Consider the following 24,140-nt stretch of genomic DNA (forward strand, 5'->3'; position numbering starts at 1 on the left):
TATATTCATTTTTCTGCGATAAGCCCATTATGCAATCGGACTCATCGCAGATTTGACTTTTTACTATATTGAATACTGCCTTTCGAGGTATTCCTCAAAGGATTTTCTCTTGATTACCCTGCGACTTCCTATCCATATCACAAAAGGGCAGTCCTCCGATTCTGACATCTCATATATCTTATTGGCACTTATCCCTGTGTAAATTGAAGTTTCCGTTACCGATAAAACAGGTTTTAACCAAAGCGGAATGTCATAACTTACAATCTCATATCTTTTCTTAGACATTCTGACACCCCTTTCCTCTTGCGTTGTGCTGTCTTTCAGCAATCACATAATCCCAACCGGATTGATTGCATTTATCACAATGGTCTTTGACCTTAGCAAACGGGTCAAGCCGACGCACGATATAGTCGGGATTGTGAATATAATCTTTCAGGCACTTTGAGCAAAGGCAACGGATATTTTCTTTCTTTTCTTCCTTATAAATCCAAAGTCCGAAAGTCTTTTTAAGCGTTATATTTATTCGCCTTAAAAGCTGCTCATCTTCAATCGTTCCGATGTAATCTCTGAGTTCATCTTTGTTTACTGTCTGAAGTTGCTCCAGTAGAACCATTGACGGCTTCTTGAGTCCAAACTCCTGACCGAGCAGGATATGTGACGGCAGGTATCTTTTCTTGATAACGCCTGTTACCGCAGCCACAATAATTGTTGGTGCGTTTCTGTTATAATCATCTGCCTGAATTACAAGCACCGGTCGTGTTCCACTTTGTACCGAACCTGTTCGTGTTCCGAAGTCGTAGTAGAATAAGTCCCCACGGCAAATTGTTTTTTCTTTCATATGTAAAACCTCACATTTCTAAATATTTTGAAGTGTCATTCGTATCTGGAATGAAATAACCCCTTCACTCATTGCACAAAAGGGGGCGTTTTGGACACCCAAAATCAGAGGTTCTTATAAATTTTCTTAAAACTTTTCTTTGCCGCTTCAATAGACTTGCTGACAGAACTGTGATAAGTTCCTTCTTCTACGGCTATTTCACGACAACTTTTACCCTCAATGACAAACTTATACAATCTTCGTTCCTGAGCTGGTTTCATCATTGAAAGCACTATTCTAACTTTCTCAATTTCACGCAGACGCTGTAATTCTTTCTTCTCTGCAATTTCTTCTGCTTCTCTGAGTTCAAATGGGTCAACAAAATCCAAGAATGCTTCATTATGGAATTGCTCAAATAAATCATCTTCATAACAAAATGCATCTAAATGTCTTGCATCTCGCATTTCACACCTATGGGTTTCTCTGTTATCATCAATAATCACTTTTCCCTGTGCGACAGAAAGCAAAACAAAAGGAATGTATCTGCCGATAACATCAGGATATTTATCCCACAGTTCTTCTTCGGTAAGTTCGGTAACAACTGCCCATTTTTCTGTGCCGGTATATCCGTCATATTCATATTTGAGGTTCATAAGTTTACAGTCTCTTATAAAAAGTTCTTCCTGATTATTTAATTTGTTGTTCTTTGTCATTTCCGTAATCTCCTTAAAATCTGAATTTTTGAATTTGGTTTGAAATCAAAAATTCGGAGATTACGGGTACTCAGCTATCTGGCACTGCCATGCGTTATAAAACATAAAAGTCCTTTCCCAAGTAAGGGAAAAGACCTAATACTGCACGAAGCATAATCGAATAAAACAGCAACAAAAAAAGCACCGTCGAATCTGGACAGCAAAGAATACTTCTATTCTTCACTTATCCGGCTTCGTACGGTGCTTGGTAGTTTAGCAAATAAATTGCTTATCTCCGCTTACTCGATTAGAAATCGTTTCGATATTTACTTGTAATCTTCATCGCCTGCAATTCCTGCCATATCCGTTCCTACGGATTCTTCGGAAGTAAGCGAGATTTAAGATATGGACATTCTTGCATTTTTGACACTTCACACTCAAATGTCCGGTTGCGTCTGAAAAAACTCTCTGTATCCTGAACCCGCAAGTCGGGCAGAGAATATCACGCTCTTTCAAGCTTTCTGCTTCTACTCTTGACAGAAGCAATCTCTTTTGTATTTCAGGTGCTGTCTGAGTCTGTAACCTCATTGTGATACACCTCCCAGATTTAACTCATTGGAAATGTACTCAAGGATATTGTGATACTCAAATAGTCCCATATCTCTCAATCTGATAACCAAAGCTGTATAGGATACTCCGATATAAGCTGCCATTCTACGGATAACTTTTTTATCCTTTGAAGTGATGGTATTATCGCCATAAACTTTTATCGGATTTGACTGATTATATTTCGCCAAGGCATTTTCAATAATTCTTCTCGGCATAAGAAGCGAAGCTCCCATTGTATCTGCCTGCCACTCAACAGACGCAAACATCTGAGCCAGTTCCTCTTTGGAATAACTACGCTCACTGTCATACTCTGCATGAAAGCGTCCTTCACTCGGCATTGCATACATCTTACTCAAGATATGATGTGACGCTTCGTGTGCCATTGTAAACCTGCGACGTCCCTGCTCCTTTTCGGCAAGAAGAAATTTATCAAGTACGATGGTATCTTTCGGGAAAACAAAGGGAATAATTTTTCCGTCCTGATGTACCAGCAGTGGTGTTGCTCCATCTGCCAGAAAGCCAATCCTGCCTGCATCATCTTCTGCGAAAGAAGCGTATTCAATTCGTAACATAAGAAATTCTGTAATGAAATGTTCTATGTCGATGGATTGAATCACTCGATTGCTAAACTTATTAGCATAAGCTGTTATCAAGCCTTCGCTGATTTCTTCCAACTCGGCTCTTGACATATAAATACTCAAGTTGTGTCCACCTCCGACTCCACCTTGTCCGGCGGTGCAACTCCTCCGGCAAAGTTCTGTTGTATTTCCGCACTATCCAAATTGATTAGATAGCGAATTCCTTCAAGTGTTCTCATTCGTCTGTCCTCTGTTATAGTTCTTTGATGATGTGACAAGCCACACCCTGAATGCAGCACTCATCTACAATGATGTCTTTCATCTTCTTATTTTCCGGGTGGAGAATGATTTTCTTATTCTCATCATCTCGGAAGTAACGTTTCAATGTATTCTGATTATCCACAAGGGCAACTACTATATCGCCCTCATTGGCTTCTACCTGCTTTTTAACAACCACAAGGTCGCCGTCATCAATCCCTGCTTCAATCATAGACTGACCGCTTGCTCTTAATATGAAGAAATCTCCTTTACCGAAAATAGCAGTAGGAAGTGATACATATTCTTCAATATTTTCTTCCTCATACTGAGGACTGCCACAAGGAATAGAACCTACAATCGGTGTCTGTGTCTGTTCGCCACTGTACTTACGGGTCACATTGGTGCGAATCTCCTGCCCGTCGTACTCAATCATATTCTTCTGAGCCATCTCTACCAAGTATTTGTATGCTGTACCTCTGGCAATACCAACCGCTTCAGCAATCTTTGTAGTCGATGGGGATTGTCTATTTTGCAGGTAATAATCCTCGATATACTTTTTTATCTCACTCATAAGTTCAGGACTCTTGCTTCTCATACCTGCACCTCGCTTTCTTTTCTATCGGAAGCAGTTTGCTTTCGATACTTCAATTATACTCAATCCACAAAAAATATCAATAGGTTTTTTGGCAAAAAGAAAGAGGTGTCGCAAATTGCTAACACCTCAAAATTTCTTTGTTTGCACTGAAATCATTAACTCTAATGGCTTACTATTTTTCGCTATTATCATCTTTTCTTATACAATACAAGTTCCGGATTTTTACCGTCTTCTTCATAAGTGCAAATAAGAATAAAATCCATATCTGCAACAACGCCGAAACATCTATCGCCGCCGTATTCACATTCAAGTTGATTGCCCAGATACGTCTTTGCGTCATTCAAAAACTTAGCCGCTTGCCCATTCGGAAGCCGGTACTCAAGATTCACATACTTTCCAACAAGGGCATTCAGTTTTTCCACCTTTGGCATTCCGTCAACATTCAATTCGTTAATCTCATTGATTAACTTTTTCTTGAATTCTTCAAACTGACCGTTATCACTAAGCTCATCATATTTCTTCCAGTAATCCAAAGTGGGAAGTAGCTCTTTCATATAAGAACGGGCTTGTTCCTCCGTGAAATTCTCGCTTACCATATTCTTAACACAAACTTCAATCAAATCGTCCATATCATTGTAAGTATATGTTCCGTCGGCATAGCACCACTTACAATAGTCCTCGTTGAAAGAACCATCGTGATTATGTCCGATAATATCATCATCTTCAAGCGGCATTCCGCAGCATTGACAAATAAGCTTTCTCGGTGAGCCTAAAAGTGTATTTATGGAAACATCGAATACTTTTGACAGCAATTTCAATGTTTCCGTATTCGGAACTGTTTCTCCGTTTTCCCAACGTGAAACTGCCTGACGACTTACAAAAACTTTTTCTGCAAGCTCATCCTGCGACATTCCCTTTTGAGTACGAAGTTCAAGTATAACCTGTTTTGTATCCATTATGCAGTACCTCCCTTACACCTTTATTATAGTCTCACGCATTATCTCAAACAAGCAACTCGCAGTTGCTGTCCTTATTACTCGGTTTTTTCGTTCACGGCTACCCAAATTTCACAATTATAGTTTGGGTCGGTTGTATCCGCAGACGGATAAACTTCAAACTCCACACCCTCGGCATATTCATACTGCGAGCTTTGCGGGAAGATTCTGCCGTTTCTTGACATCGTATGCTTTGGAGTGTTAGATTTCCTGTTCTTTGTTTTCTTTTTGCTGCATACCCTCATCGGCTTGTGCAATCATCTGTCTGTACTGTTCTTTTACGCTTTCCGGTGCAAGTATCTGTACCTTGCCATTAAAGCCAAACACCCACCCGAAAAAGGTCGGACTTGCAGACACTTCGGTCTTTATTCTGAACGATGTCATATCATAGGCAAGCGTTGTCACTTCCTCACCGAAGCGGTCAACCATCGTTTTCATCAGACTGTTATCACACCGTAAATCCACAAGGACTTTCTCACCTGAGAACATAAAGAAAACTTCTTTTGTGTAATTCTCAATATCAAAATCATCCGGCATAGGAATAATATCTTTATCCAATATCTCCGGCTTGGAAGCAATACGGTCTACCCTGAAATTGATAACCTTGCTTTTCTTCTCAGAATATCCGAGAACATAATAATAGTCCCCACACCAGAGAAGTTTATACGGACTCAACTTATAAATCTCGCCCTTATTCTTCAGAACCTTTTTCTTTAATCCGGTATAATCGTAATACTGGAAAGAAATCTGTTTACCTGCGTTGATGGCGTCATTTATAGCGTCGATAATGTAATATATCTGTTCATTATCCGGCTTAATTCGATTGACCACATAGTTATTACGCTTCAGCTTTGCCACCTGCCCCGGACTGGTCATCGTATGTATCTTCTTAATCAGCGTTTCGCTTTTCTTCTTTGTAATGAACTTCGATGACTCTACTGCATCTATCAGCAGTTTCAGTTCCGGCAATTCAAACTTACGACTGGCTACAAAGTATTTGCTCTGAGTAGAGTGGATAGTAACGATGTCCATTCCAAACTCCTGAAGTGCAGCAATGTCTTTTGTGACCGTCGTTCTATGTGCAGATATTCCGTATTCATCATTCAATATATTGATTAGCTGTGTTGTGGAAAGAGGATTTTCTTCATCGGTTCTTTCCAGTAAAATCTTTTGTAGGTATAAAATCCTTGGCTTTGTTTCCATCGTCGTATCCTTTCAAGAAATCATCTTTATAAATCAAATAGTTCCAGTCCACGGAACAGCTCACTCTCAATCTCGCTGATTTGGTCAATCGGGATAGCGGTTCTGTCCATGAAAACTACCGTCTGTTCATATTCATCAATTCGTTTTACGCACCCGGTAACGGTCAGGTATGCACCGCCTGATTTCTTTTCGTCCGGTTGGAAATAAGTTATTGTAACCTCTGTGCCGGGGTTATCGTCTATAATTTGAAGTTTGATGTTCAAATCATCCTTTGTGTATTCATCAATTTCTATCTTTCGGTCAGTAAGTCGTGCGGTTTCCTTAATTGCTTCATCGTGTCCGGTCAGAGCTGCAAAGGGAGAGAATTGCGCCGCACGGTCATAATTCGACATATGAGGACGGGTAGCCGACTGATGATGTGGCAGATTTATAATGTCGTTATATTGGTGTATATCTTTATTGTCATTCATCGTCTGACCCTCCTTTCTTTGCACGATTATGTTTGATTATTTGTGGTTTTGAACAGTAATGTATATATGTCCAATTCCAAATAAAACTGCTGCTACAACAAGAAGCCAATGCCTAAGTAAAACTCCACTAATCAGAAAAATCAGCGTAGGCAAAATAGCAAGGCATAATGCTATTTTTAGAGTTGGTCTTATAAAGTAAAATCTCCAAATAATGAGATAGGCTACGAGCAACACAGTATCACACATAAAATACAATATCATATCAGCTACGCTCTGAAATCCGAACTCCCAAACTAAAAGCGGAACACACATCAAAGCCATACTTGAATATCTACCAATTTGCTCAATAGCGTTTATTACAACACACTTACAGTTATTCTCTTTCCCTTGATTTTTAACTGCATAAATGATGTTCGGTATAAGCATTATAATTACAACTAATCCACCAAACCCGTTAATCCATCCAAATTTCATATACCCACTCTTTCATATTTAGATTTTACTTACTCTTTTCTTCGTCAGGTTATAACTTATCTCAATCAGGTTCTTTATCTCGTCAGACGGAACAGAGCCGTCCAAGAGAATACTTATCCAACTGTCTTTATTCATATGATAAGCCGGGAAGTATCCTTTCTGCTGCCTTAGTGAACCGATAAGTATCGGGTCACATTTAACATTCAGCAAATCAACAATTTTATCTCCGGTCAATCCCAACTTACTTTCTGCAACTTCCATAACCACACCGTACCATTTGTTATTATCCTTATGTCGTAGCACGGCATTCCAATCATTCCACGGATAGTCTGGCTCTGTACCGTAAGTAGCTTTTACCCATTCAAAAATTTCTTGCCTGTTCATAATCGTCCTTTTCTATGACTTATTACTTCTATTTTTATATTTTTCCTTTTGTCTTTCCCAACTCTCAATAGAGGGACGTTTCCCTTCAGGAACCTGTTCTAAACATTGATTCTTTTCTTGATATTCATCTATCCAATGGTTTTCACGACTTGCAAGACGCTGTGCGTCCTTATAATAATTATCAAACTTGTATTCCACAGATTCAATAAGTCGAATTTCAATTCTAAGGTCATCATCGTCCATTGCATTATTTAATGACGAAATATTTGTTCTATTTTCAATGCTTTTTAAGTGTTGTTTTGCACGTTCAAATAACTGTTCACTTTTTCCTATATATGCACATTGTTCATCTAAATCATCACAGCGAATAAGAAATATGCCATAAACTCCTCTGTTATTTTCTTTTAACTGCCTATCTATCTTTATCTTTTCTCTCATAATATCATCATCTTCTTTTTTAAATTTATGCCTTGTGTCCGCCAATCTGACTGTTACGGTCTTTGGCGGTCGCACCTTCTTCAAGGTTCATACCTTTCAGTATGGCGTTCTTTCCAAACTTCTTTTTAATGCTGAGCATTGCTTTCTGCATATTCTTCTCACGCTCTAAGGCTGCGTCCTCCTCAGCCTGTTTCTGCTGTTGCTCCTCATAATCCACAAAGAGATTAAGCTGCTCAAAGCTGTCTTTCTTTGTTACTGAGCTTTCATCAACAATATGATTTGCCGAGATGGTAATTCGTCTGACAAGCAGGTTCTTATCTACAATCTGGTCGTAAAGCTCAGTGACAGCGTTCATAATGAGCATAGTAGAGGATGTCTGCCTGTCGAGATTAGCAGTCCCGTGAGCGTGTTTCGGTATCTTTCTTCCGTAATGGTCGGTAGTAATCTCGCCCTTATATCGACTACTCCTGCCGGGGTCTGTCAAGTTCTCAATATCATAACCAATCGTGAGAACAATTTGGTCGGTCACAAGACCTTTATCAACCAAATCAAGTACAAGCAGGTCAGTCATTTCTCGTACCACTAACTTTGCTTTTTCAAAGGTATATGGGCAATGCAAGACCTGTCCTGAACCCAAGCTGTTAGTAGACGGCTTGTACGCTTTAATATCTTCTATTGTGCAAGGCTCCCATCCCCAAGCGTGGTCGATAAGAAGCTCTGCATTGATTCCAAACATCTTATAGAGCAGTGCTTCATTGTAAAATTCATTCGGCTTTCCGATGGAACACCTTGCAACATCGCCCATTGTATAAAGACCGCTTGCTTCGAGCTTCTTTGCATATCCTTTTCCAACTCGCCAAAAATCAGTCAACGGTCGGTGTGTCCAAAGCAATTTTCTATATGACATCTCATTCAGTTCGGCAATACGCACACCATCCCGGTCAGGATCGGTGTGCTTTGCTACGATGTCCATTGCTATCTTACACAGATAAAGGTTTGTTCCTATACCCGCCGTAGCAGTTATTCCGGTAGTATCCAACACATCCTGGATAATCTTTCTTGTCAGCTCTCTTGCCGTCATCTGATAAGTATTCAGATAAGCGGTAACATCCATAAACACCTCGTCTATGGAATAAACGTGAATGTCCTCCGGAGCAACATATTTGAGATAGACATTGTAAATCCTCGTGCTGTATTCCATATAGTAAGCCATTCGGGGAGGAGCAACGATATAATCAAGCTCCAATGCCGGATTTGCTTTCAGCTCAAGGTCATTATAGGAAGCTCCATCAAACTTGTAATGCGGAGCCTTCTGTCTGCGTCGTGCATTTGCTTCTTTAACTTTTTGCACGACCTCAAACAATCTCGGTCTGCCGGGAACACCGTAAGTTTTGAGTGAGGGAGAAACAGCAAGACAAATTGTTTTCTCAGTTCGGCTCTTATCCGCAACGACAAGATTGGTCGTCAACGGGTCAAGTCCACGCTCCCTGCACTCGACAGAAGCGTAAAAGGACTTTAAATCTATTGCAATGTAAGTACGGTTCTTAGCCATTTTACGCTCCTTTCTTTTTCCCTTTTTACCTTTTGGGTCTGTACGTCTTGTAAATATATTTCTGTTCCCATATCTCATCGTGATATGAGCCATACTCTGTAATCTTGCAATCGTTGAATAAATCATCTGCCAACTCAAGAATTACATTCTTTAATTCAAGGTTCTTCAAATATTTTTCAGGGATACCTGAAAGACCTAAATATGCTCCTAATATATTACCTGTTACAGCTCCAGTTGAATCACTATCTCCGCTATGATTTACCGAAGCAATGAGTGCTTTATCAAAATCATTAGAATACTTCAACGCACAATAAATAGCTATCGCAAGTGTTTCCTCTGCAACCCATCCTTGACCAAGTTCTCTTATAGCTTCTAAATCATCTACATCTTCATTTGCAAGGTCAATCGCCTTATCAATCAATGCAATCTGTTCAGACAGATGTTTTACATTTACAAACTCTCTACGAATTGCTTTTTTCATATCTAAAACAGCGTCGAGCATTTTCACATCTTCATTATGAGATAAAATGTGTAGGATATGAACTAAAGCTGCCGCCGGAATATATCCAAGCTCGTGTCCGTGAGTAAGTGCTGCCGTTTCTGCTCCTATCTTGTCTATTTCAGAGACAGAATATCTTTTGCCCTCAAAATATAAACCGATTGGTGCAACACGCATAATACCTCCGCAACCTTTACTACGGTTTATCGGTTCTTCAAGTGTTCCATTTGCACCATTTTCGATAGCTGATATACAGGTATTACCGGGCGCTCTCCGAGCAAATAATTCAGGAACATTGATAAGCCAAGTATAAGAATATTCCTCATTTAGCGGAAATTGTTCATACTGAGTACGAAGCCATTCCTTATAGCACAGCGAAATATAGCTTGGATAGCTCCCCATAATTCCACGGGTCATACCTCTTGTTGTTCCAAGAAGCAATGCATTAGCAGTAAATAAAGTCATTTGTGTATCATCAGATATTTCCGCCACACCATTTACAAGTGAGTATTCGGTAATACCATTCTCACCATACTTGCTGAAGATAGCAGCGTCATCAAGAAATTCAACTGCATAGCCTAATGCGTCGCCTGCTGCTCCACCGATAAGACAACCTCTGTATTTATCAATGTTTTTCATATGTCGTCATCCCTTCTGTTTAACTTGTGCAGATGAATTTAGTTAATTTCATATCCAAATTGCAGTAAACGGTCTCGACACATTTTTTTCTCATCTTCAGTAAATAATTCAGCATATTCAGGCTTTAACACATAAGCCTCTACCGATAAATCTAGACGCCCGTGTTCCCAAAGTGTTGTAAATCCATCCGTCCCGCCGGGTTTTCCTATCAACTGTTTTGCTGTTGCCAAGCCGCCCTTAGCTCCAATCATTTGTAGAAAACGGTTAGCATTATATCCGCATTCTTTTTTTGCAGTCGTATATATACTAATCATATCTTGTTCAAAACGCTTTTCTAATGTCGTCATAACAGCCACCCTTCCCAATTATTCTAAATAGTTCCTTGCTACCTGCTATTCGTATTTATCTCGTTAATGCACCCTCCAACACAGGCAGGTCATCAAACTTTATAGCATTGATTTTGCAGAAGTGGTCAAGAAATTCCTTTGCCAGTTCTTCGTCTTTTGTTCCTGCTTTTACTTTCCAAATATCATATAGAACGCTCGCCGCCTGAATATCTGTAATATATCTATGTAAACCCTGACCCCAAGCTACTTTTTCAGGAGAGTTCTCATTATGATAGTAGTTCCAAAATAAGATTTTCTTTGCTTCTTTTTGCGTAAGACTTATCTTATATTTTGATGAGGTAGTAACATAACCTTCATCACGATTATCGCCTTCATAGGCTTCATCCACAAGGAACACACCGAAAACAAACCTATCCTTTTCCGGAGCATACGGCTCTCTCGATGTTAAAATCGCCAAGCTGTTAATCTGAACTTTGCTCAACTTCATCGGTTTCTGCTTATTTTCTCCGGTAAGTACAAATCCAGCAAAAGCTGCCCAGTTCCTGAGCATTTGACTTTCATAACATACAAAGCCACCGTCATCATTTTGCTCATCCAAGGTTTCACGGTCAATGATACCATCATAATATTGGCTGCAAGGAGCTTCCTCATTACAGCACCAACTATGCTGAGCCACCTCGATGTTGTATCCTATCAGCTCATCACTGCAAGCACATAAATATCCGATACCATTTTGGTCTTTTCCGCCATCGCAGTAATTGCATTTGAAAGCGATGTTTTCTTTCGGATAGTTTTTCTTTTTTCCATTGCGAGTATTCACAACCGGAACTGTACGAGAGATTTCTTCAATTCTCTGCTGCCGTTCCTGTTGTTTCTGGATTTCCTGCTGCTTTTTCAGAGCAAGTTCTTCTTCGATTTGACTTTGCATATTTGTATCTTCGCATTTTAAAAACTTCTCAAATGCATCCGGATAAACGAACTGTTTTTCTCCAACCCCAAAAATGATTTTAATGTAGTTGTCTTTTTGCTCTGTAACCATTCCTATTCCCCAAGAGATATGTTTAACGGAACAATTCATAAGATTCATATTCTTCGCCCTCCTTCCTTAGTGCTTTTTATAATACGGACTCAGGTTTATAAAGTAATTCTTCATCTCATCCAAGTCATCACAATTCTTAAAAATGTACTCTAACAATTCTTCCTGACGAGCCTGCCCTAAAGTAAGACGGTAAAGCGAAAGGATTTTGATAAGTCTTTCGTATGCCAGTTCATCTCTGCTGAATGGGTACATCGGAACTATTCGCTCAATCCTTACCATATCTTCTTTTTCGGTAAGTCCCCAAAAAGGAATCAGGTCTGAACCCTCGCCACCATTTTCGACTTTTGCCGCTTCATCAAACATTTCTTTCCAAATGTTCTTTTTGAACGATACTGTGCCATATCTCTTGGCTATGTTCTGTCGGATAGCCAAACACTCGAAGCGGTTTATTCTGCCCTCACGCTGCTCCAAATCAATCGGGTTAGACGGCAAGTTCCAATGAACAATTCGTCGGCAGTAGTTGTGGAAATCCAACCCTTCTTGACCGATAGATGTGGACGCCAACACAAACGGTCTGAATGGAGAGTTAAAAGCATTTCTGATAACTTTCTTTCGGTCTGCGTCTTTCTCTTTTCCATCGCCTTTTGTAAAGGCAACCGCAAAGTGAGAGCGAAGTGCCGTGGCTTTTTCCTTTCCACCATTGGCTCTTGCTTTAAAACTGTTAAAAGTATCTACTGTATAAATCGTAGTTCTTACATCCATCGAAGTTGCAATAGAATGATGAAGATTGCCGACTAAGTTGTTGTCTGCGTCAAATCCATTTGTAATCAAATGAGCATACTCATCAAACATCGCTTGCAGATTTCCTTGCTTGCAGTAGGTAAGAAGGTTCTGCCAATGAGCGTCATCAGATTTCTTTCCACACGCCAATTCAACTGTAGCAGTAGATTCCGCAGTATTCATTCGATTGATGAATATTTTAGCTATCTGACTTGGTAGAAAACTCGGAAAAGATTCGCCCTTTTTACAGTAGGTCTGATAGGTTCGGTTAATAACAATCGCCGGAGAAGCGATAGCCATATCCGTCAGCACATCCAAAAGGTCGTCCGGCTTTTTACCAAGATTGCACTTTCTTCCGTAATCCGTTTCATAGTAAAGCTCTTTAAGTGCCTGTAAATGGGTAAGAAAACCTTTCTGTCGCTTGGTCTTTTCATCTTCATCGTCGTAAGAAGTCAATTCACTGTCGCTGTTCAGCCAAGTGGTAACATATCCTGCTCCGTCAAGTAATAATGGAGCGATATAATACCATCGTTTATCCTGCACACCTGATGTCGTCGTTTCGTATTTTACAAGTTTATCAGCAATCTTACCCTTAATTTCTTTTTCAATTTCCCTGAGCGTAAGTCCTCTATTGATACAATCAATCGGGTCGTAACATCTTGAAAGGAACTGCGACGGGTACATCAAGCAAAATAAGGTCATTGCATTAGGTGTTCCATTGCTCACAGAAAAATTCAAGCGAGCAGAGGGGTAACGCTTTTCTCCGGTATAGAAATAATGCGCTTCTTTATCCTCGTTTGCCTTTGCCAGTTTTCCAACCGTCTTTCTTTCAGCTTCGTAAGATAATAGACCTGCAATCATTCGGGGAACCATTTCCCACGATGAGAATACAAGTGTTTTTGAAAAATCGGACACATTCTTAAACACGCCCTGTGGCTGATAATACGGACGTGCCGGAGGAACCCATAACAAAAGCTCTGCATTATCTTTAAATGTATGTGCCATTACTCTGTCGAGTCGGGCGTTGTTATTCGGCACTTTGTCATATCGGTCAAGCGTTCTTCTCTTGAGCCAAAATGTATCCTTATTAACTTTGCCTACTTCATCAGGATGGTCAGCAAAGTATTTTTCAATATATCGCTTCAACTGATAGTCACGCATAAATGACATCAGATACGGAGTGGATTTCACATAATCAACCGGAACATTGAAAGAAGCACCTATATCTTCAAGCAGCTTTTGTGCCTGAACATAGGACTTAATATCCTGCTCCATAACACTAAGGGGAGCTGCAACATCTTGGTCGTCAATTATATCCGCATTTTCTGACGCCGAAATACGCTCGGTTCTGCAAATGTGCTGATACATTGCGTCCTCCGCAGCATTTTTCGCAGAAAGAACGGTTGTATCCCCATCGGATAATTCTTTCAGTTTAACGGAATAATCGCTCCACACCGTCTTAAACTTACGCTTCTCGCTTTCCGATATGTTAAGGAAATTCATTACATCAAAGAACTCAGAGTAATGTTCATCAACCTGTGTTTCGTCTATTTCCTCAAGAGTTGAATACATCTTATATGGTGTTGCTGAAAGCAGAAGCATTCTAACCTTACTGGAATTGAAGAACTTATTTGCAAGCATTCCGGTTTCTGTGTCCGAGTCCGAGTTTATCAGATATTTGAACCTCTGAAATTCGTCCATTATTACAAGGTCAGGTTCAAGTTTATCTAAGCTGATTTTTGCAAAAATCACTCTCAGCTTACCAATGACAGCATTGTTATTCTGCTGTTTATACCCATTGCTCCTAATCTGCTTGCACATAGAGATTATCATATCAAGAACGGTATTATCTTCATCTGCCCGCATATTTAATTCTACTGATAACTTATCCAGCATATACGCAAGATACTTTCCGCCGGATGTTTTATCACATTCTTTTACTTGCGTTTCATACCAATCTCTCGCCCAACCATCCCACTGACCAACTGCTTTATCCGCCATAGCAACTTCCAATGCCTTTCGATACATTGACAGTTCCGGCATTCTTCTTAAAATTGCGTACATCAACGCTCTTTCCGATACTGTACCTGCACCAGAAGTCATTCTGAAAGATGTATCAGGAGTAAGAGGAATAAGCTGTATGTAGCGATTGAGCAGCGCTGTGTCATTCTCCTGCCTAAATATATTCAAATGCTGCATTGACAAACGAGAGGAGCTTGTGCTTTCTGTTTTCAACTCACTTGTAATTCGGAGTTTATTTAGGTTCTGTTCTGCTATCGAAGCATTAGAACATACATAAACCACTTTTACGAGCTTATCTCCGGACTCTTTCTGTAATTTTGCAAGTTTTGCTATCGTCCCACGGGCGATCAGGGTCTTTCCAAGACCCACTTCGTCCGATACTAAAACACGCATTTGCCCTGCACGATATAATTCATCAATACGATTAACGGTGGCTCTTTGAAAATCTTTCAGTCCAGCCATAATTCGTTTTTCAATTTCATCTAACTGACCTGCAACATTAACATCAGCCATCCAGTTTCACCGCCTTTTTGAATGTATTATAGAGTTCTTCAAAATTCTCCGGAATAACTCCATCCGAAGATATTGCCTTTACTAAATAATCTATTTCCTTAAACCTTTCCGGAGCTGTCGCTGCTGTCTGAAGCATTTTCTCATACAGAGCCGGCAGACGAGCAGACGAATTTGAATGATTCACTATGGAACTCTCTGCGGATGAAGCAGCTTCCAAAGCTCCCAAGGCATAGCTGTCGCCAAGGAGAAACGCAATATATCTGTAAAAGCATTCTTTGTCCTTAACAACACTTGATACGACTGCTTTTTCTCTATCTTCCGGCAATCCGCCTGTCGGAATGATAATAATTCGCTCAACAGTCCTTTTACCATCGCTTACAGAAATCTTATAAAACTCTGAAAGCTGCGTTAATGCCAAGGACTTGAACAATATATTCTCCGATACGGCTTCCGTTTTATTAGAAAGCAGAGGAGAAATACCGACTTTATATTCCGTTTCAAGCACTTCGGAAAAGCAAACCGATAAGTCAAAGTATTTACCATTCGGTATTACTCTTGCAGTTGGCTTTAATCGGTTTATCTCTTTTATAAATCCATCAAGCATATTCTGCTTTTCTTCTTCCTCATCCACGGCAATCTCATTAGTAAGAAATACCTCTTGAAAAGGATTGAAAGGGTTATCCTCCGAACCATTAAATAATGCTTCGGAAAGTTTTGTCATATTAAGATAACGGTTCTTGCTTTTCAGTAACATCATAAATTCGATATTACCGAACATTGCATTATGTGACGCATTAAGCGAACCCAAATATAAATAGGAGTCTGAATTTTTACGCACCATATAAACTTTGGCGTGTATATCCTGCTTCTGTACCTGTGGCTCATCTTCCGAAATTGCAGACTCTCCATCTACAACAGCGTCCTTCATTGTAAAAATCCTAAAGTTTCTGCAATCCTCAGCATTTAATTTACCAAGCGACATTGCTCTTGTGAACAACATATAATCCGTGTGGTTGATATATGTATTTCTTTCCTTAAATTCACGGATTACAGAGTTGCTGAGGAACGGCGACATAACCAAAACCTCGTGACAGGAATCATTAAACAGCGGATTAAACGGCTCATCCTCTGTTGAGTGGAATCCGCCGTTACTGTTCTTAATTCCAACAGGAAGAAATTCAAAATCGTCAAATTCTCTTGAGTTCAATTCAAAATGAACAAATGGCAGTTCACGCTGAATTGCTCTTATCTTTTTCTGTTTTGCTTTTGCATTTTCATCGGCAGGCAACTGACCGACAAGATACGACAAGAAATCTCCGATTGGAACTGTTTTCAAAGTCTTTCTGCTGTTTACTTTACCATCCATACAAAAAGTTATATCCCAGCTTCTGTCGAATGTCAGATTTCTGCTCAGTACAACCACTCTATACAAAGGATTGTTCTGCTTATCGACATATCTAAGCAGCCAAAATTTCGGATGAAACGAAGGGAACTTTGCAATCCCTCTACGTTTTGCTGTATTTACCTGAAATACCATTTTTTCAAGTAAGATATATAGCGGAGTAACACTATTCGGAGTGTGAATCTGTCCACCCTCACAAAACAGGGCGACTTTATCTCCGGTCGCTCTTAATGCTTCCAAAAGGCAAATCGGATTTTTCATCAAATCGCTGTCAGTTTCCTCCGATAAGCCGAGAGCAATGCAAGCACCGACAAGAGCGTCCAAATCAAGCGAGTATGTTGTTCCTATCGCAAAATCAAGTCTATATTTGTCCGGAGGTGCAAGAACCTGACCGTAATCTAATCTGTCATTATTTGGATTTAACATCAGTCTTACCCTCGCTTTCAAAAATATCTCTGACTATTGTTCTTGCATTGAAGAAACGATAATCAAGCTCTCCACCGCCAATCCACTCATTAACATCAAATTCTCCCGGATGTGTGGTCTTGGCTCTGTTTGTACCCTTAAGTTGTACCTCTCGATTGGTAATACACTTTTTGAGTCCTTCAACATCTCCAGCAATCATCAAATCCTGCGACTGCTTCAAGAACTTTTTGAGAAGCGGATTCGTAAACACTTCGAGCTTATTCAGAATGAAATCAACATCTATATCCGCAAGCTCTTTAAGTTCAGGCTTTAACCTTTCCAATTCATCATTGGCTGCTTCATTCTGTCCATACGAAATGATAATGTTATAAACGGTACGAATTACATAAATGAAGTCCGAAAAGGCAAGGGCAAGCCAATAATCCTGCTGCACAGCTTCAGGGAATTTATCTATAATCGCCCCTAAATCTCTGAATGATTCACAATCAAGAAATTCAGTTATACCCATTTCAAGAACACAAGCAAGCAAACTGCCCTTGCAATTTTCTATAATCTGTTCTTGCAAGAACTCCGCTTCAGCTTTTGTGAGGTTGATAGACAGATTCTCCATCCACTTATCGGAATACAAGGGCATTTTCCAAAACTGCATTTTGAATAAGTCGCCAGCGTTTTTATCATCGCACTCATTTTCTTCTGCATTATCATTTCTGTTTCCGAGCTTTTTGAGAGTAGTCTTTTTGTCTTTCATAGCACAGGAAATCCTTATGTACTCCGAAAGTGATAAGCTACCTCCGGTAAAAATACCATACCGTTTCAGACCTGCCCAATAAATATCCGCAGGAGTTCTCTTAACCCATCCACCGGACTGTAATGAACGCTTTCCGATAATACCGTTTTCATTACTGTTCTGTTCAAGGAATGTCTGTCCGCAGGTCTTTTCAATAGCGTCCAATGCTTTGAAAACTCGGTTCGGATTTGTTTCTGAGCTTCGTTCTAACTGCTTCAAAGCATACGGAACAATAAAGAAGTATTTGGCTCTCGTTTGGATGGTAGTTGTACCCGGAAAGAAAAGGTTGGAAAAGCCATCTCTAACAGGTGCAATACCAAGCTCATCCAAAGTACCGCTTTCTGAAAGCAAATCTAAAACGCTAAGTATTTTGCTTCGTTCTGTTTTTGAAAAGTCTATCCAACCTAATTCCATATCCTTGTCTCCTAATTTGCGTATTTCTTGAAATTCTCTGCTTGCTCAAGAACTTCCTTGTAAACATCATCAATGGTTACTGGTGGATAGTCGAACTCATCAAGCAGCAATATCAAATCCACTTGCAAGTTTGCCTTAATATCATCACGGGCTGACCAATCGGTATAGCGTGACTTATCATCAACAATCAGCTTTATCCGCTTGGATAGTTCAATCATTTTATCGTCCGGATATTCAAACTCAAACTTTTTGGAAACTGCTTTCAAAATATCATAGAAAGCTTTTTCTTCATAATTTATTCCCATATTCTTGAAGGAGTTTTTTTCTGTTTTCAGCTCAGACAACAACTGTGCAAGCTGCTCCGCAACATCATCAAGGACTTCGTTGGCATACGCTTCATCACGACGTCGGTTATTATACTCATCAACAACTTTCTTGAGTCTGTCTGCAAATTCCACACCCATAATCTTATTGACTTTCTTAAACTCGTCAATCGCCTGAGAAAGAAGTCTTTGAAGTATCTTGATTTTCGTATTCGGCAACTGAATAGCATTTATTTTATCCATATACTCATCGCTGAAAATATCAACTGATATATGCTTTCCGGTTTCAAATAATTCCTCAATGCCATCAGACTGAATTGCACCCTCAAGCATTTTGCGGACACGAGCGTTCATCTGCTCAATATCCGGTGCATCGCCTTTTGTCAACTTGAAAAGGATAGAACGGACAGCACAATAAAAATGGATATAATCCTTATCTTCATCAGAGAATTTCTCACTTGAACTACAAAGATTAAATGCCTGCTTCATTCTCTTGACTGCTGCCATAAATCTTCTTTCCAGTTCTTCAGACAACTGCACATACTCAACTGCACGATTCAGGCAGGCAAGCTGTTCAGTAGGAGAACCGTTGAAGAAATCACTACTGTTAAAGTTGTGGAACATCTGACCAAGAACTTCTAACTGGTCTTTTACAATCGTGATAGACTGCTCCACACCTTCAAATTCTTCGCTCTCAAAATTCGTATATTTCTTGAGGGCAGTGTTCATATTTTTCTTAATACCTATGTAGTCAACAATTAAACCTTTATCTTTGCCCTCGCATACACGATTTACACGAGAAATCGTCTGAATAAGGGTATGCTGCTGAATAGGCTTATCAATGTAAATCGTATCAAGCTCCGGCACATCAAAACCAGTCAGCCACATATCTACAACAATGGCAATCTTAAAGTTTGATTTCGGATTTTTGAACTGACGGTCAAATTCTTTCCTATCCTCTTTTGTGCCAAGCATATCAAATAGGTCTTTTTCATCATCTTTATTACGAGTCATAACCAACTTGATTTTTTCCATTGGCTTCAACTCTTTTTTATCTTTCTCACTCAGAACAACACCATCATCACAAATCTTCTTTTCTGTCCATTTCGGTCTGAGTTCCTTTACTATCTTATAGAAATCGTATGCTATATTTCGGTTGGAACATACAAACATTGCTTTGCCTGCTACGGTTGCACCTTCTGCCACACGGGTTTCATAATGCTTGATAAAGTCCTCTGCAACAGCACGAAGTCTATCAGGGTCGCCAATAATAACTTCCATTTTGGCAACTGCTTTCTGACTTTCTTCTACTTGATGTTCATTTGCTCCCTCAAGCTCACACTGTGCATAATATTCTTCAATCTGTCTTACCTTGTCCTGATTAAGCATAACCTTAGCTGCACGACCATCGTAAACAAGATTAACTGTAATACCGTCCTTAACAGCTTCCGTCATTGTATATGCGTCTACAACACCACCAAAGACTTCGATTGTTCCATCAACCGGAGTTCCGGTAAATCCAACATAAGTTGCATTTGGTAAGGAGTCGTGCAAATACTTGGCAAAGCCATAGGTTTTCTGAACACCTGACTCTGTAATCTTAACCTTTTGGTCGAGATTGATTTGGCTTCTGTGTGCTTCATCAGAAATACAAATAACGTTCGTTCTGTCTGTAAGAAGCTGCAAATCCTCTGTGAATTTCTGAATGGTAGTCAGATAAACGCCGCCACTCTCTCGTCCTTGAAGCTCCTCACGAAGTTTCTCACGGGACTCAATACTTACAACCGTTTCATCCCCGATATATTTCTTTGAACCTACAAACTGTTTGGAAAGCTGGTCGTCAAGGTCTGTTCTGTCCGTAATAATAAGAATAGTCGGAGAAGAAAAGTATTTGCTTTTCATCAGCATACGGGTAAGAAAAAGCATTGTATAACTCTTGCCGCAGCCTGTCGCTCCAAAGTATGTACCACCTTTACCATCTCCTTCGGGGCGAAGATGAGCCTTGATATTCTCATACAATTTATTTGCCGCAAAGAACTGTGGATAACGACACACTATCTTCAAATCCTTATCTGAGTTATCCGGAAAATAAATAAAATCTTTAATAACTTCAAGCAAACGGTCTTTTCGGAAAAGTCCTTTTATCATTGTTACAAGAGAATTGATACCGTCCAGTTCTTTATCGTCTGAGTTTATCTTTCTCCACGCATAGAAGAAATCATATGGGCTGAAGAAAGAACCATATTTATTATTTGCTCCATCACTGATAACAACAAACGCATTGTATTTGAAAATCTCTGGAATATCTCTACGGTAACGGATTGTAAGTTGCTTATATGCGTCCATTATGGTCGTATTCTCTTGTACTGCACTCTTAAATTCAAGAACAACAACAGGAATACCATTTACGAACACAATGCCATCAGGAATACGCAACTGATTATTTACGCCTTCAATTTCAAACTGATTAACCGCTTTGAAAATATTGTTTTCGGGAGTGTCGAAATCAATAAGTTCAATATAGAGGTCTTTCTGCGTTCTATCCTCACGGTTAAGAATAAATCCATCGCAGAGCAACTTAAATACAGCTTTGTTTGCTTCATAAATTGTACCAGAAATATTACGCAGCATTAGAATGACACTATCCACCTCACTCGGTGTGATACCATCTTTCGCATAGCGATTATAGAGGTATTGCTTCAGGTCGTCCGTAAGCAGAACCTCCGTCCTTTCTCTGTGTATCTGGTCGCCACTGACATAGGTGTACCCCTCGTCTTTGAACAACTCCATTATTGACATTTCCAATGCGTGTTCATTAAAATTTGCCATTGCGTTCACTCCTTTTTATCAGCATATATCTCTTTCAATATTTGCCTATGTCGCTGTTCCATTTCATAATCCTGATATTTCAGTCCCAATTTTGCAAGCATTAGCGTTCCCTCAATATCATCTATGTTTCCATAACTTACTGCACGACTTACTCCAGTCAATGCCCCAAGTATTAGCCTCGTGCAATCAAGAGCAAAATCTATCAACTCCTGAATATCAGGATATGTAACCGGATTTTTATCCCATACGTTTTCTTCTGCTAAAATATGTTTCTCGTCATTATGAGCATATATTTTGTTTCTTTGAACACGAATATTCTCTTGTTTTTTGCTTAGAGAGCAAAAACGCTTTTGATACAATCCTAAAAGTTCTGAAAAAGTCAGATTAACTTGTATTGGTACTTTTTCAAAATCAGGTGTATCAAATAATTTTAAAATTTCTCTTTGGCTTTTCACTTCATTTTCATAGAAACATTCTTCTGTTGGTTTCAAATGATGCTGATATGGCACTTGGAAAGAATATTCTCTGCCATCTTCCTTAATTGTTACTATATCTCTGTATTCAGGAAATAAGTCCAAATTATCTCTGCAATACTTTAAGAGCAAACCAACTGAAACAACGTCCTTTGTTTTATCATACAATTTTGCAATTTCCATAAAACAAGCCTTTTGCAACGCCCCATACACTACTTGATAAAAAGCAGGCGAAAGATTCATTTCATTGTTATATTTCTTGCTCATTTCTCTATACTGCATCATAATTGCATAATACGCATTAGCGTCAAATGCACTTTGATATAAATCCTCTGCAAGTTTGATTAACTTTTCTTTATCCATTTTTCACACTCCTTGCAGTAAATGATAATTTAGCGGCAACCTTAGACGCTTTATTCTCTGAGTTGTATGGGCAGCTAAATGATGACGATAGTGTTTCATTAGATACCGTTTGTTCTTTAGCTTCAAGCAAGCGTGTATTTGCCGATGATTATTCTGATATGGGCGTTCCTTTTTATAGAGGTAAGGAAATAACCTTGAAACAAGCAGGACAGCCAATTATAGAACCTTTATATATTGAAAAAGAACATTTTACTTCTTTGAAGGAGAAATATGGTATCCCGATGAAAGGCGATATTCTTATTACCGCTGTCGGAACAATCGGTAACAGTTACCTTGTTCGAGATGAGGAATTCTATTTCAAAGATGGAAATATCATTTGGCTAAAAGATTTCAAGGGAAATCTAAACTACTATGTTTACGACTTTATGCAAACAAAGATTTTCAAGCAAATGCTTGATGGTATTTGTATTGGCTCAACTCAAACTGCTTTAACCATTGTGGCTTTATCAAATCTTCAAATTAAGATACCTGATAGCCGCCTTTTGAATGAATACACGAAACAAAGTATGGTAGTGAGAACTCAAATTGAACTGAATACGGATGAAATTTCACATCTGTATGAGCTTCAAGCTATTTTGCTTGCAGAATTAAGCCGCTAAATTATCATTTATCTGCTTTTTAAGTTGAATTCTGTTTTGTAGGACTTCATATTGTCTAACGATGATATTTTGTTTTTCTATACTTGGTAACTCGATTTTTAGTTTTTGAAATGTAGACCACAAAAAAACAATAGTCGAACTTCCCATTGCATAATAATTAGTTTCTCTATCCCATTCACTACGAAGAAAATACATCCACAAATACATTGGATTAACAATTTGTTTTGCTTCTTCTTTGACTTTGAAAGCCACATTATTCCACGAAGTAATATAGGTACACTCGGTATCGTTATATCCCATACCTATGCGAACACCGTGTGTACGGGGATTATATATGAAGGTCCCTGGCTTTACAATATAAAATTTATCAAGTGCAGTTTGGGATAAATTAGCTATTGTAGGAATTATCCCTTTCTCTATTGTTACGCCGACTATATCCTCTATTCCATATTTGAGACTCGTGTTTTTTTCGTTGACTTCTTCAATCAGTTCCGAAAAACTGTATTGCATATTCGCTCACCTCATCCTATATATTTTCTATGAGCAATTTTCACATTGCTCTGCTTAACCATTGCATATTGCAATGTCGTATCTATTCTTCTATGCCCCAAGAGCTGCTGAAGCTGTTCTATCGGCATCCCTTTGTCTATTGCCATTGTTGCAAGTGTTCGCCTGAATTTATGAGGGTGTACCTTATTTAGTCCCAATCGTTTTCCAAGCTGCCGTAATCTTACTTCAATACCTCCGATATTCATTCGATTATACGGAGATTGCAATGATACAAAAAGTGCCGGATTATCGTCCTTGCGACTATTCAAGTAATTCTGCAAATGTATCTTTGTTCTTGCATCAAAATATACTATTCGCTCCTTATCGCCTTTGCCGAAAACAACACATTCTCTTTCGTTAAAATCTATGTCCTCACGATTGAGTAACACCATTTCTCCGACACGCATACCCGTTGAAGCAAGCATATCAATCATTGCCAAGTCCCGAAGTTCTGTGCAGCTATCTCTCATCAACTCAAGAGCTTCATCTGAGTAAGTTTCTTTGATATTCGTTCCGGTCTTAACCTTATGTATTCGCCTGACCGGACTTTTCAAAATATAATCCTCGTCCTCAAGCCAAGAGAAAAAACTGGAAAGTATTCGTCTTATATTATCTATCGTAACTTTACTGGATTTTTTCTTAGCCTGATACTCGGTCAAATAGCAACGAATATCGTCGGTCACAATATATTTGATACTCTTTCCAATGCCATCAAGCATTGCCTGTATCGTTGCATTATAGTATTTCAAGGTTTTCTCAGAACAGCCCTCAATACGCTTTGCCGATAGGAACAGATCTACTAAGTTCTGTTCTGAAAGTTTCTTCTCTTTTTCTGTCTTTGTTACCTCATAATCAAAAAGTGTATGTTGCAACACCTCTTGCAATCTTTCTGTCTGTGCATTATTCAAGTAAGGTAACATTCCTTGAATAACATCTGTAATTAGGTTCTGTTTCATAGTCAATTCTCCTTTTGTTTTTTAAGAGAACGACTACCAGTGGCAGTCCCTTGTT

At 39.2% G+C, this 24,140-nt stretch carries 23 protein-coding genes; 1 reads left to right on the forward strand and 22 read right to left on the reverse strand.

The features are described 5' to 3' along the window. Nucleotides 1-63: 63 nt before the first annotated feature. From ACZYT4_RS00210 to ACZYT4_RS00305, 20 genes are all read right to left on the reverse strand, one after another. Entirely contained in the window at nt 64-285 is a 222-nt protein-coding gene (locus ACZYT4_RS00210; protein ID WP_002587855.1) for an excisionase, read from the reverse strand. Then, on the reverse strand, nt 278-838 hold the full coding sequence (locus tag ACZYT4_RS00215; protein WP_144093552.1) for a type II toxin-antitoxin system PemK/MazF family toxin: 561 nt from the start codon (nt 836-838) through the stop codon (nt 278-280). Before ACZYT4_RS00215 ends, ACZYT4_RS00210 begins: the two co-directional genes overlap by 8 nt. A 104-nt stretch (nt 839-942) precedes the next feature. Further along, a complete protein-coding gene (locus ACZYT4_RS00220; RefSeq protein ID WP_463781641.1) occupies nt 943-1,530 on the reverse strand; it encodes a sigma-70 family RNA polymerase sigma factor in 588 nt (195 codons plus the stop codon). Nucleotides 1,531-2,093: 563 nt separating this feature from the next. Next, entirely contained in the window at nt 2,094-2,819 is a 726-nt protein-coding gene (locus tag ACZYT4_RS00225; protein WP_118375185.1) for an ImmA/IrrE family metallo-endopeptidase, read from the reverse strand. A gap of 130 nt (nt 2,820-2,949) precedes the next feature. Continuing rightward, a complete protein-coding gene (gene lexA, locus ACZYT4_RS00230; RefSeq protein WP_117819730.1) occupies nt 2,950-3,549 on the reverse strand; it encodes a transcriptional repressor LexA in 600 nt (199 codons plus the stop codon). A 188-nt stretch (nt 3,550-3,737) separates the two neighbouring features. Beyond that, entirely contained in the window at nt 3,738-4,505 is a 768-nt protein-coding gene (locus ACZYT4_RS00235) for a zinc ribbon domain-containing protein (RefSeq protein ID WP_154454508.1), read from the reverse strand. Between the two features lie 240 nt (nt 4,506-4,745). Beyond that, entirely contained in the window at nt 4,746-5,747 is a 1,002-nt protein-coding gene (locus ACZYT4_RS00240) for a helix-turn-helix transcriptional regulator (protein WP_154454507.1), read from the reverse strand. Nucleotides 5,748-5,773: 26 nt separating this feature from the next. After that, a complete protein-coding gene (locus ACZYT4_RS00245) occupies nt 5,774-6,217 on the reverse strand; it encodes a YolD-like family protein (RefSeq protein ID WP_154454506.1) in 444 nt (147 codons plus the stop codon). A gap of 36 nt (nt 6,218-6,253) precedes the next feature. After that, entirely contained in the window at nt 6,254-6,691 is a 438-nt protein-coding gene (locus ACZYT4_RS00250; protein WP_154454505.1) for a hypothetical protein, read from the reverse strand. Nucleotides 6,692-6,709: 18 nt separating this feature from the next. After that, a complete protein-coding gene (locus ACZYT4_RS00255; RefSeq protein WP_154454504.1) occupies nt 6,710-7,075 on the reverse strand; it encodes an MmcQ/YjbR family DNA-binding protein in 366 nt (121 codons plus the stop codon). Nucleotides 7,076-7,087: 12 nt separating this feature from the next. After that, the gene (locus ACZYT4_RS00260) at nt 7,088-7,513 is read right to left on the reverse strand and encodes a GIY-YIG nuclease family protein (protein WP_154454503.1); all 426 of its coding nucleotides are present in this window, start codon (nt 7,511-7,513) and stop codon (nt 7,088-7,090) included. A 25-nt stretch (nt 7,514-7,538) separates the two neighbouring features. Beyond that, nucleotides 7,539-9,065 carry a Y-family DNA polymerase gene (locus ACZYT4_RS00265; protein ID WP_154454502.1) on the reverse strand — a complete coding sequence of 509 codons (1,527 nt, stop codon included), beginning with the start codon at nt 9,063-9,065 and terminating at the stop codon, nt 7,539-7,541. Nucleotides 9,066-9,090: 25 nt separating this feature from the next. Continuing rightward, nucleotides 9,091-10,203 (reverse strand): ADP-ribosylglycohydrolase family protein, encoded by a 1,113-nt coding sequence (locus ACZYT4_RS00270; RefSeq protein ID WP_463781642.1) that lies wholly within the window; start codon nt 10,201-10,203, stop codon nt 9,091-9,093. A gap of 38 nt (nt 10,204-10,241) precedes the next feature. Next, nucleotides 10,242-10,559: a hypothetical protein gene (locus ACZYT4_RS00275; protein WP_463781643.1), complete on the reverse strand. Its 318-nt coding sequence runs from the start codon at nt 10,557-10,559 to the stop codon at nt 10,242-10,244. Between the two features lie 46 nt (nt 10,560-10,605). After that, nucleotides 10,606-11,637, reverse strand: a complete 1,032-nt coding sequence (locus tag ACZYT4_RS00280) for a hypothetical protein (RefSeq protein WP_196376400.1) — start codon at nt 11,635-11,637, stop codon at nt 10,606-10,608. Between the two features lie 18 nt (nt 11,638-11,655). After that, nucleotides 11,656-14,904, reverse strand: coding sequence for a DEAD/DEAH box helicase family protein (locus ACZYT4_RS00285; RefSeq protein WP_303829221.1), 3,249 nt, complete (start codon nt 14,902-14,904; stop codon nt 11,656-11,658). Further along, nucleotides 14,897-16,732, reverse strand: coding sequence for a phospholipase D family protein (locus tag ACZYT4_RS00290; RefSeq protein ID WP_303829219.1), 1,836 nt, complete (start codon nt 16,730-16,732; stop codon nt 14,897-14,899). The genes ACZYT4_RS00285 and ACZYT4_RS00290 overlap by 8 nt, the downstream gene beginning before the upstream one ends. Next, the gene (locus ACZYT4_RS00295) at nt 16,716-17,933 is read right to left on the reverse strand and encodes a DUF6361 family protein (RefSeq protein WP_303829217.1); all 1,218 of its coding nucleotides are present in this window, start codon (nt 17,931-17,933) and stop codon (nt 16,716-16,718) included. The genes ACZYT4_RS00290 and ACZYT4_RS00295 overlap by 17 nt, the downstream gene beginning before the upstream one ends. An 11-nt stretch (nt 17,934-17,944) precedes the next feature. Further along, nucleotides 17,945-21,085, reverse strand: a complete 3,141-nt coding sequence (locus ACZYT4_RS00300; RefSeq protein WP_463781645.1) for a type I restriction endonuclease subunit R — start codon at nt 21,083-21,085, stop codon at nt 17,945-17,947. A 5-nt stretch (nt 21,086-21,090) separates the two neighbouring features. Next, nucleotides 21,091-21,921, reverse strand: coding sequence for an AbiU2 domain-containing protein (locus ACZYT4_RS00305; RefSeq protein ID WP_303829214.1), 831 nt, complete (start codon nt 21,919-21,921; stop codon nt 21,091-21,093). 62 nt (nt 21,922-21,983) lie between these two features. On the opposite strand from ACZYT4_RS00305, the gene ACZYT4_RS00310 reads away from it, so the two are divergent. After that, on the forward strand, nt 21,984-22,580 hold the full coding sequence (locus tag ACZYT4_RS00310) for a restriction endonuclease subunit S (protein ID WP_303829208.1): 597 nt from the start codon (nt 21,984-21,986) through the stop codon (nt 22,578-22,580). On the opposite strand, the gene ACZYT4_RS00315 is transcribed toward ACZYT4_RS00310, so the two are convergent. Both ACZYT4_RS00315 and xerA read right to left on the reverse strand, forming a co-directional pair. After that, nucleotides 22,569-23,090: a restriction endonuclease subunit S gene (locus ACZYT4_RS00315; RefSeq protein WP_463781647.1), complete on the reverse strand. Its 522-nt coding sequence runs from the start codon at nt 23,088-23,090 to the stop codon at nt 22,569-22,571. The two genes, ACZYT4_RS00310 and ACZYT4_RS00315, sit on opposite strands and share 12 nt — an antisense overlap. 11 nt (nt 23,091-23,101) lie before the next feature. Continuing rightward, the gene (xerA, locus tag ACZYT4_RS00320) at nt 23,102-24,085 is read right to left on the reverse strand and encodes a site-specific tyrosine recombinase/integron integrase (protein WP_303829210.1); all 984 of its coding nucleotides are present in this window, start codon (nt 24,083-24,085) and stop codon (nt 23,102-23,104) included. Nucleotides 24,086-24,140 lie beyond the last annotated feature (55 nt).

Source organism: Massilimicrobiota sp. mt181, from assembly GCF_055420065.1.

Bases quoted from the DNA above. Each gene is read 5' to 3' on its own strand.
- ACZYT4_RS00220 (WP_463781641.1), bottom strand. From the start codon at position 1,530: ATGACAAAGAACAACAAATTAAATAATCAGGAAGAACTTTTTATAAGA.
- ACZYT4_RS00260 (WP_154454503.1), bottom strand. From the start codon at position 7,513: ATGAGAGAAAAGATAAAGATAGATAGGCAGTTAAAAGAAAATAACAGA.
- ACZYT4_RS00280 (WP_196376400.1), bottom strand. From the start codon at position 11,637: ATGAATCTTATGAATTGTTCCGTTAAACATATCTCTTGGGGAATAGGA.
- ACZYT4_RS00245 (WP_154454506.1), bottom strand. From the start codon at position 6,217: ATGAATGACAATAAAGATATACACCAATATAACGACATTATAAATCTG.
- ACZYT4_RS00250 (WP_154454505.1), bottom strand. From the start codon at position 6,691: ATGAAATTTGGATGGATTAACGGGTTTGGTGGATTAGTTGTAATTATA.
- ACZYT4_RS00255 (WP_154454504.1), bottom strand. From the start codon at position 7,075: ATGAACAGGCAAGAAATTTTTGAATGGGTAAAAGCTACTTACGGTACA.
- ACZYT4_RS00300 (WP_463781645.1), bottom strand. From the start codon at position 21,085: ATGGCAAATTTTAATGAACACGCATTGGAAATGTCAATAATGGAGTTG.
- ACZYT4_RS00265 (WP_154454502.1), bottom strand. From the start codon at position 9,065: ATGGCTAAGAACCGTACTTACATTGCAATAGATTTAAAGTCCTTTTAC.
- ACZYT4_RS00240 (WP_154454507.1), bottom strand. From the start codon at position 5,747: ATGGAAACAAAGCCAAGGATTTTATACCTACAAAAGATTTTACTGGAA.
- ACZYT4_RS00295 (WP_303829217.1), bottom strand. From the start codon at position 17,933: ATGGAATTAGGTTGGATAGACTTTTCAAAAACAGAACGAAGCAAAATA.
- xerA (WP_303829210.1), bottom strand. From the start codon at position 24,085: ATGAAACAGAACCTAATTACAGATGTTATTCAAGGAATGTTACCTTAC.
- ACZYT4_RS00290 (WP_303829219.1), bottom strand. From the start codon at position 16,732: ATGTTAAATCCAAATAATGACAGATTAGATTACGGTCAGGTTCTTGCA.
- ACZYT4_RS00210 (WP_002587855.1), bottom strand. From the start codon at position 285: ATGTCTAAGAAAAGATATGAGATTGTAAGTTATGACATTCCGCTTTGG.
- ACZYT4_RS00270 (WP_463781642.1), bottom strand. From the start codon at position 10,203: ATGAAAAACATTGATAAATACAGAGGTTGTCTTATCGGTGGAGCAGCA.
- ACZYT4_RS00235 (WP_154454508.1), bottom strand. From the start codon at position 4,505: ATGGATACAAAACAGGTTATACTTGAACTTCGTACTCAAAAGGGAATG.
- ACZYT4_RS00215 (WP_144093552.1), bottom strand. From the start codon at position 838: ATGAAAGAAAAAACAATTTGCCGTGGGGACTTATTCTACTACGACTTC.
- ACZYT4_RS00285 (WP_303829221.1), bottom strand. From the start codon at position 14,904: ATGGCTGATGTTAATGTTGCAGGTCAGTTAGATGAAATTGAAAAACGA.
- ACZYT4_RS00305 (WP_303829214.1), bottom strand. From the start codon at position 21,921: ATGGATAAAGAAAAGTTAATCAAACTTGCAGAGGATTTATATCAAAGT.
- lexA (WP_117819730.1), bottom strand. From the start codon at position 3,549: ATGAGAAGCAAGAGTCCTGAACTTATGAGTGAGATAAAAAAGTATATC.
- ACZYT4_RS00315 (WP_463781647.1), bottom strand. From the start codon at position 23,090: ATGCAATACAGTTTTTCGGAACTGATTGAAGAAGTCAACGAAAAAAAC.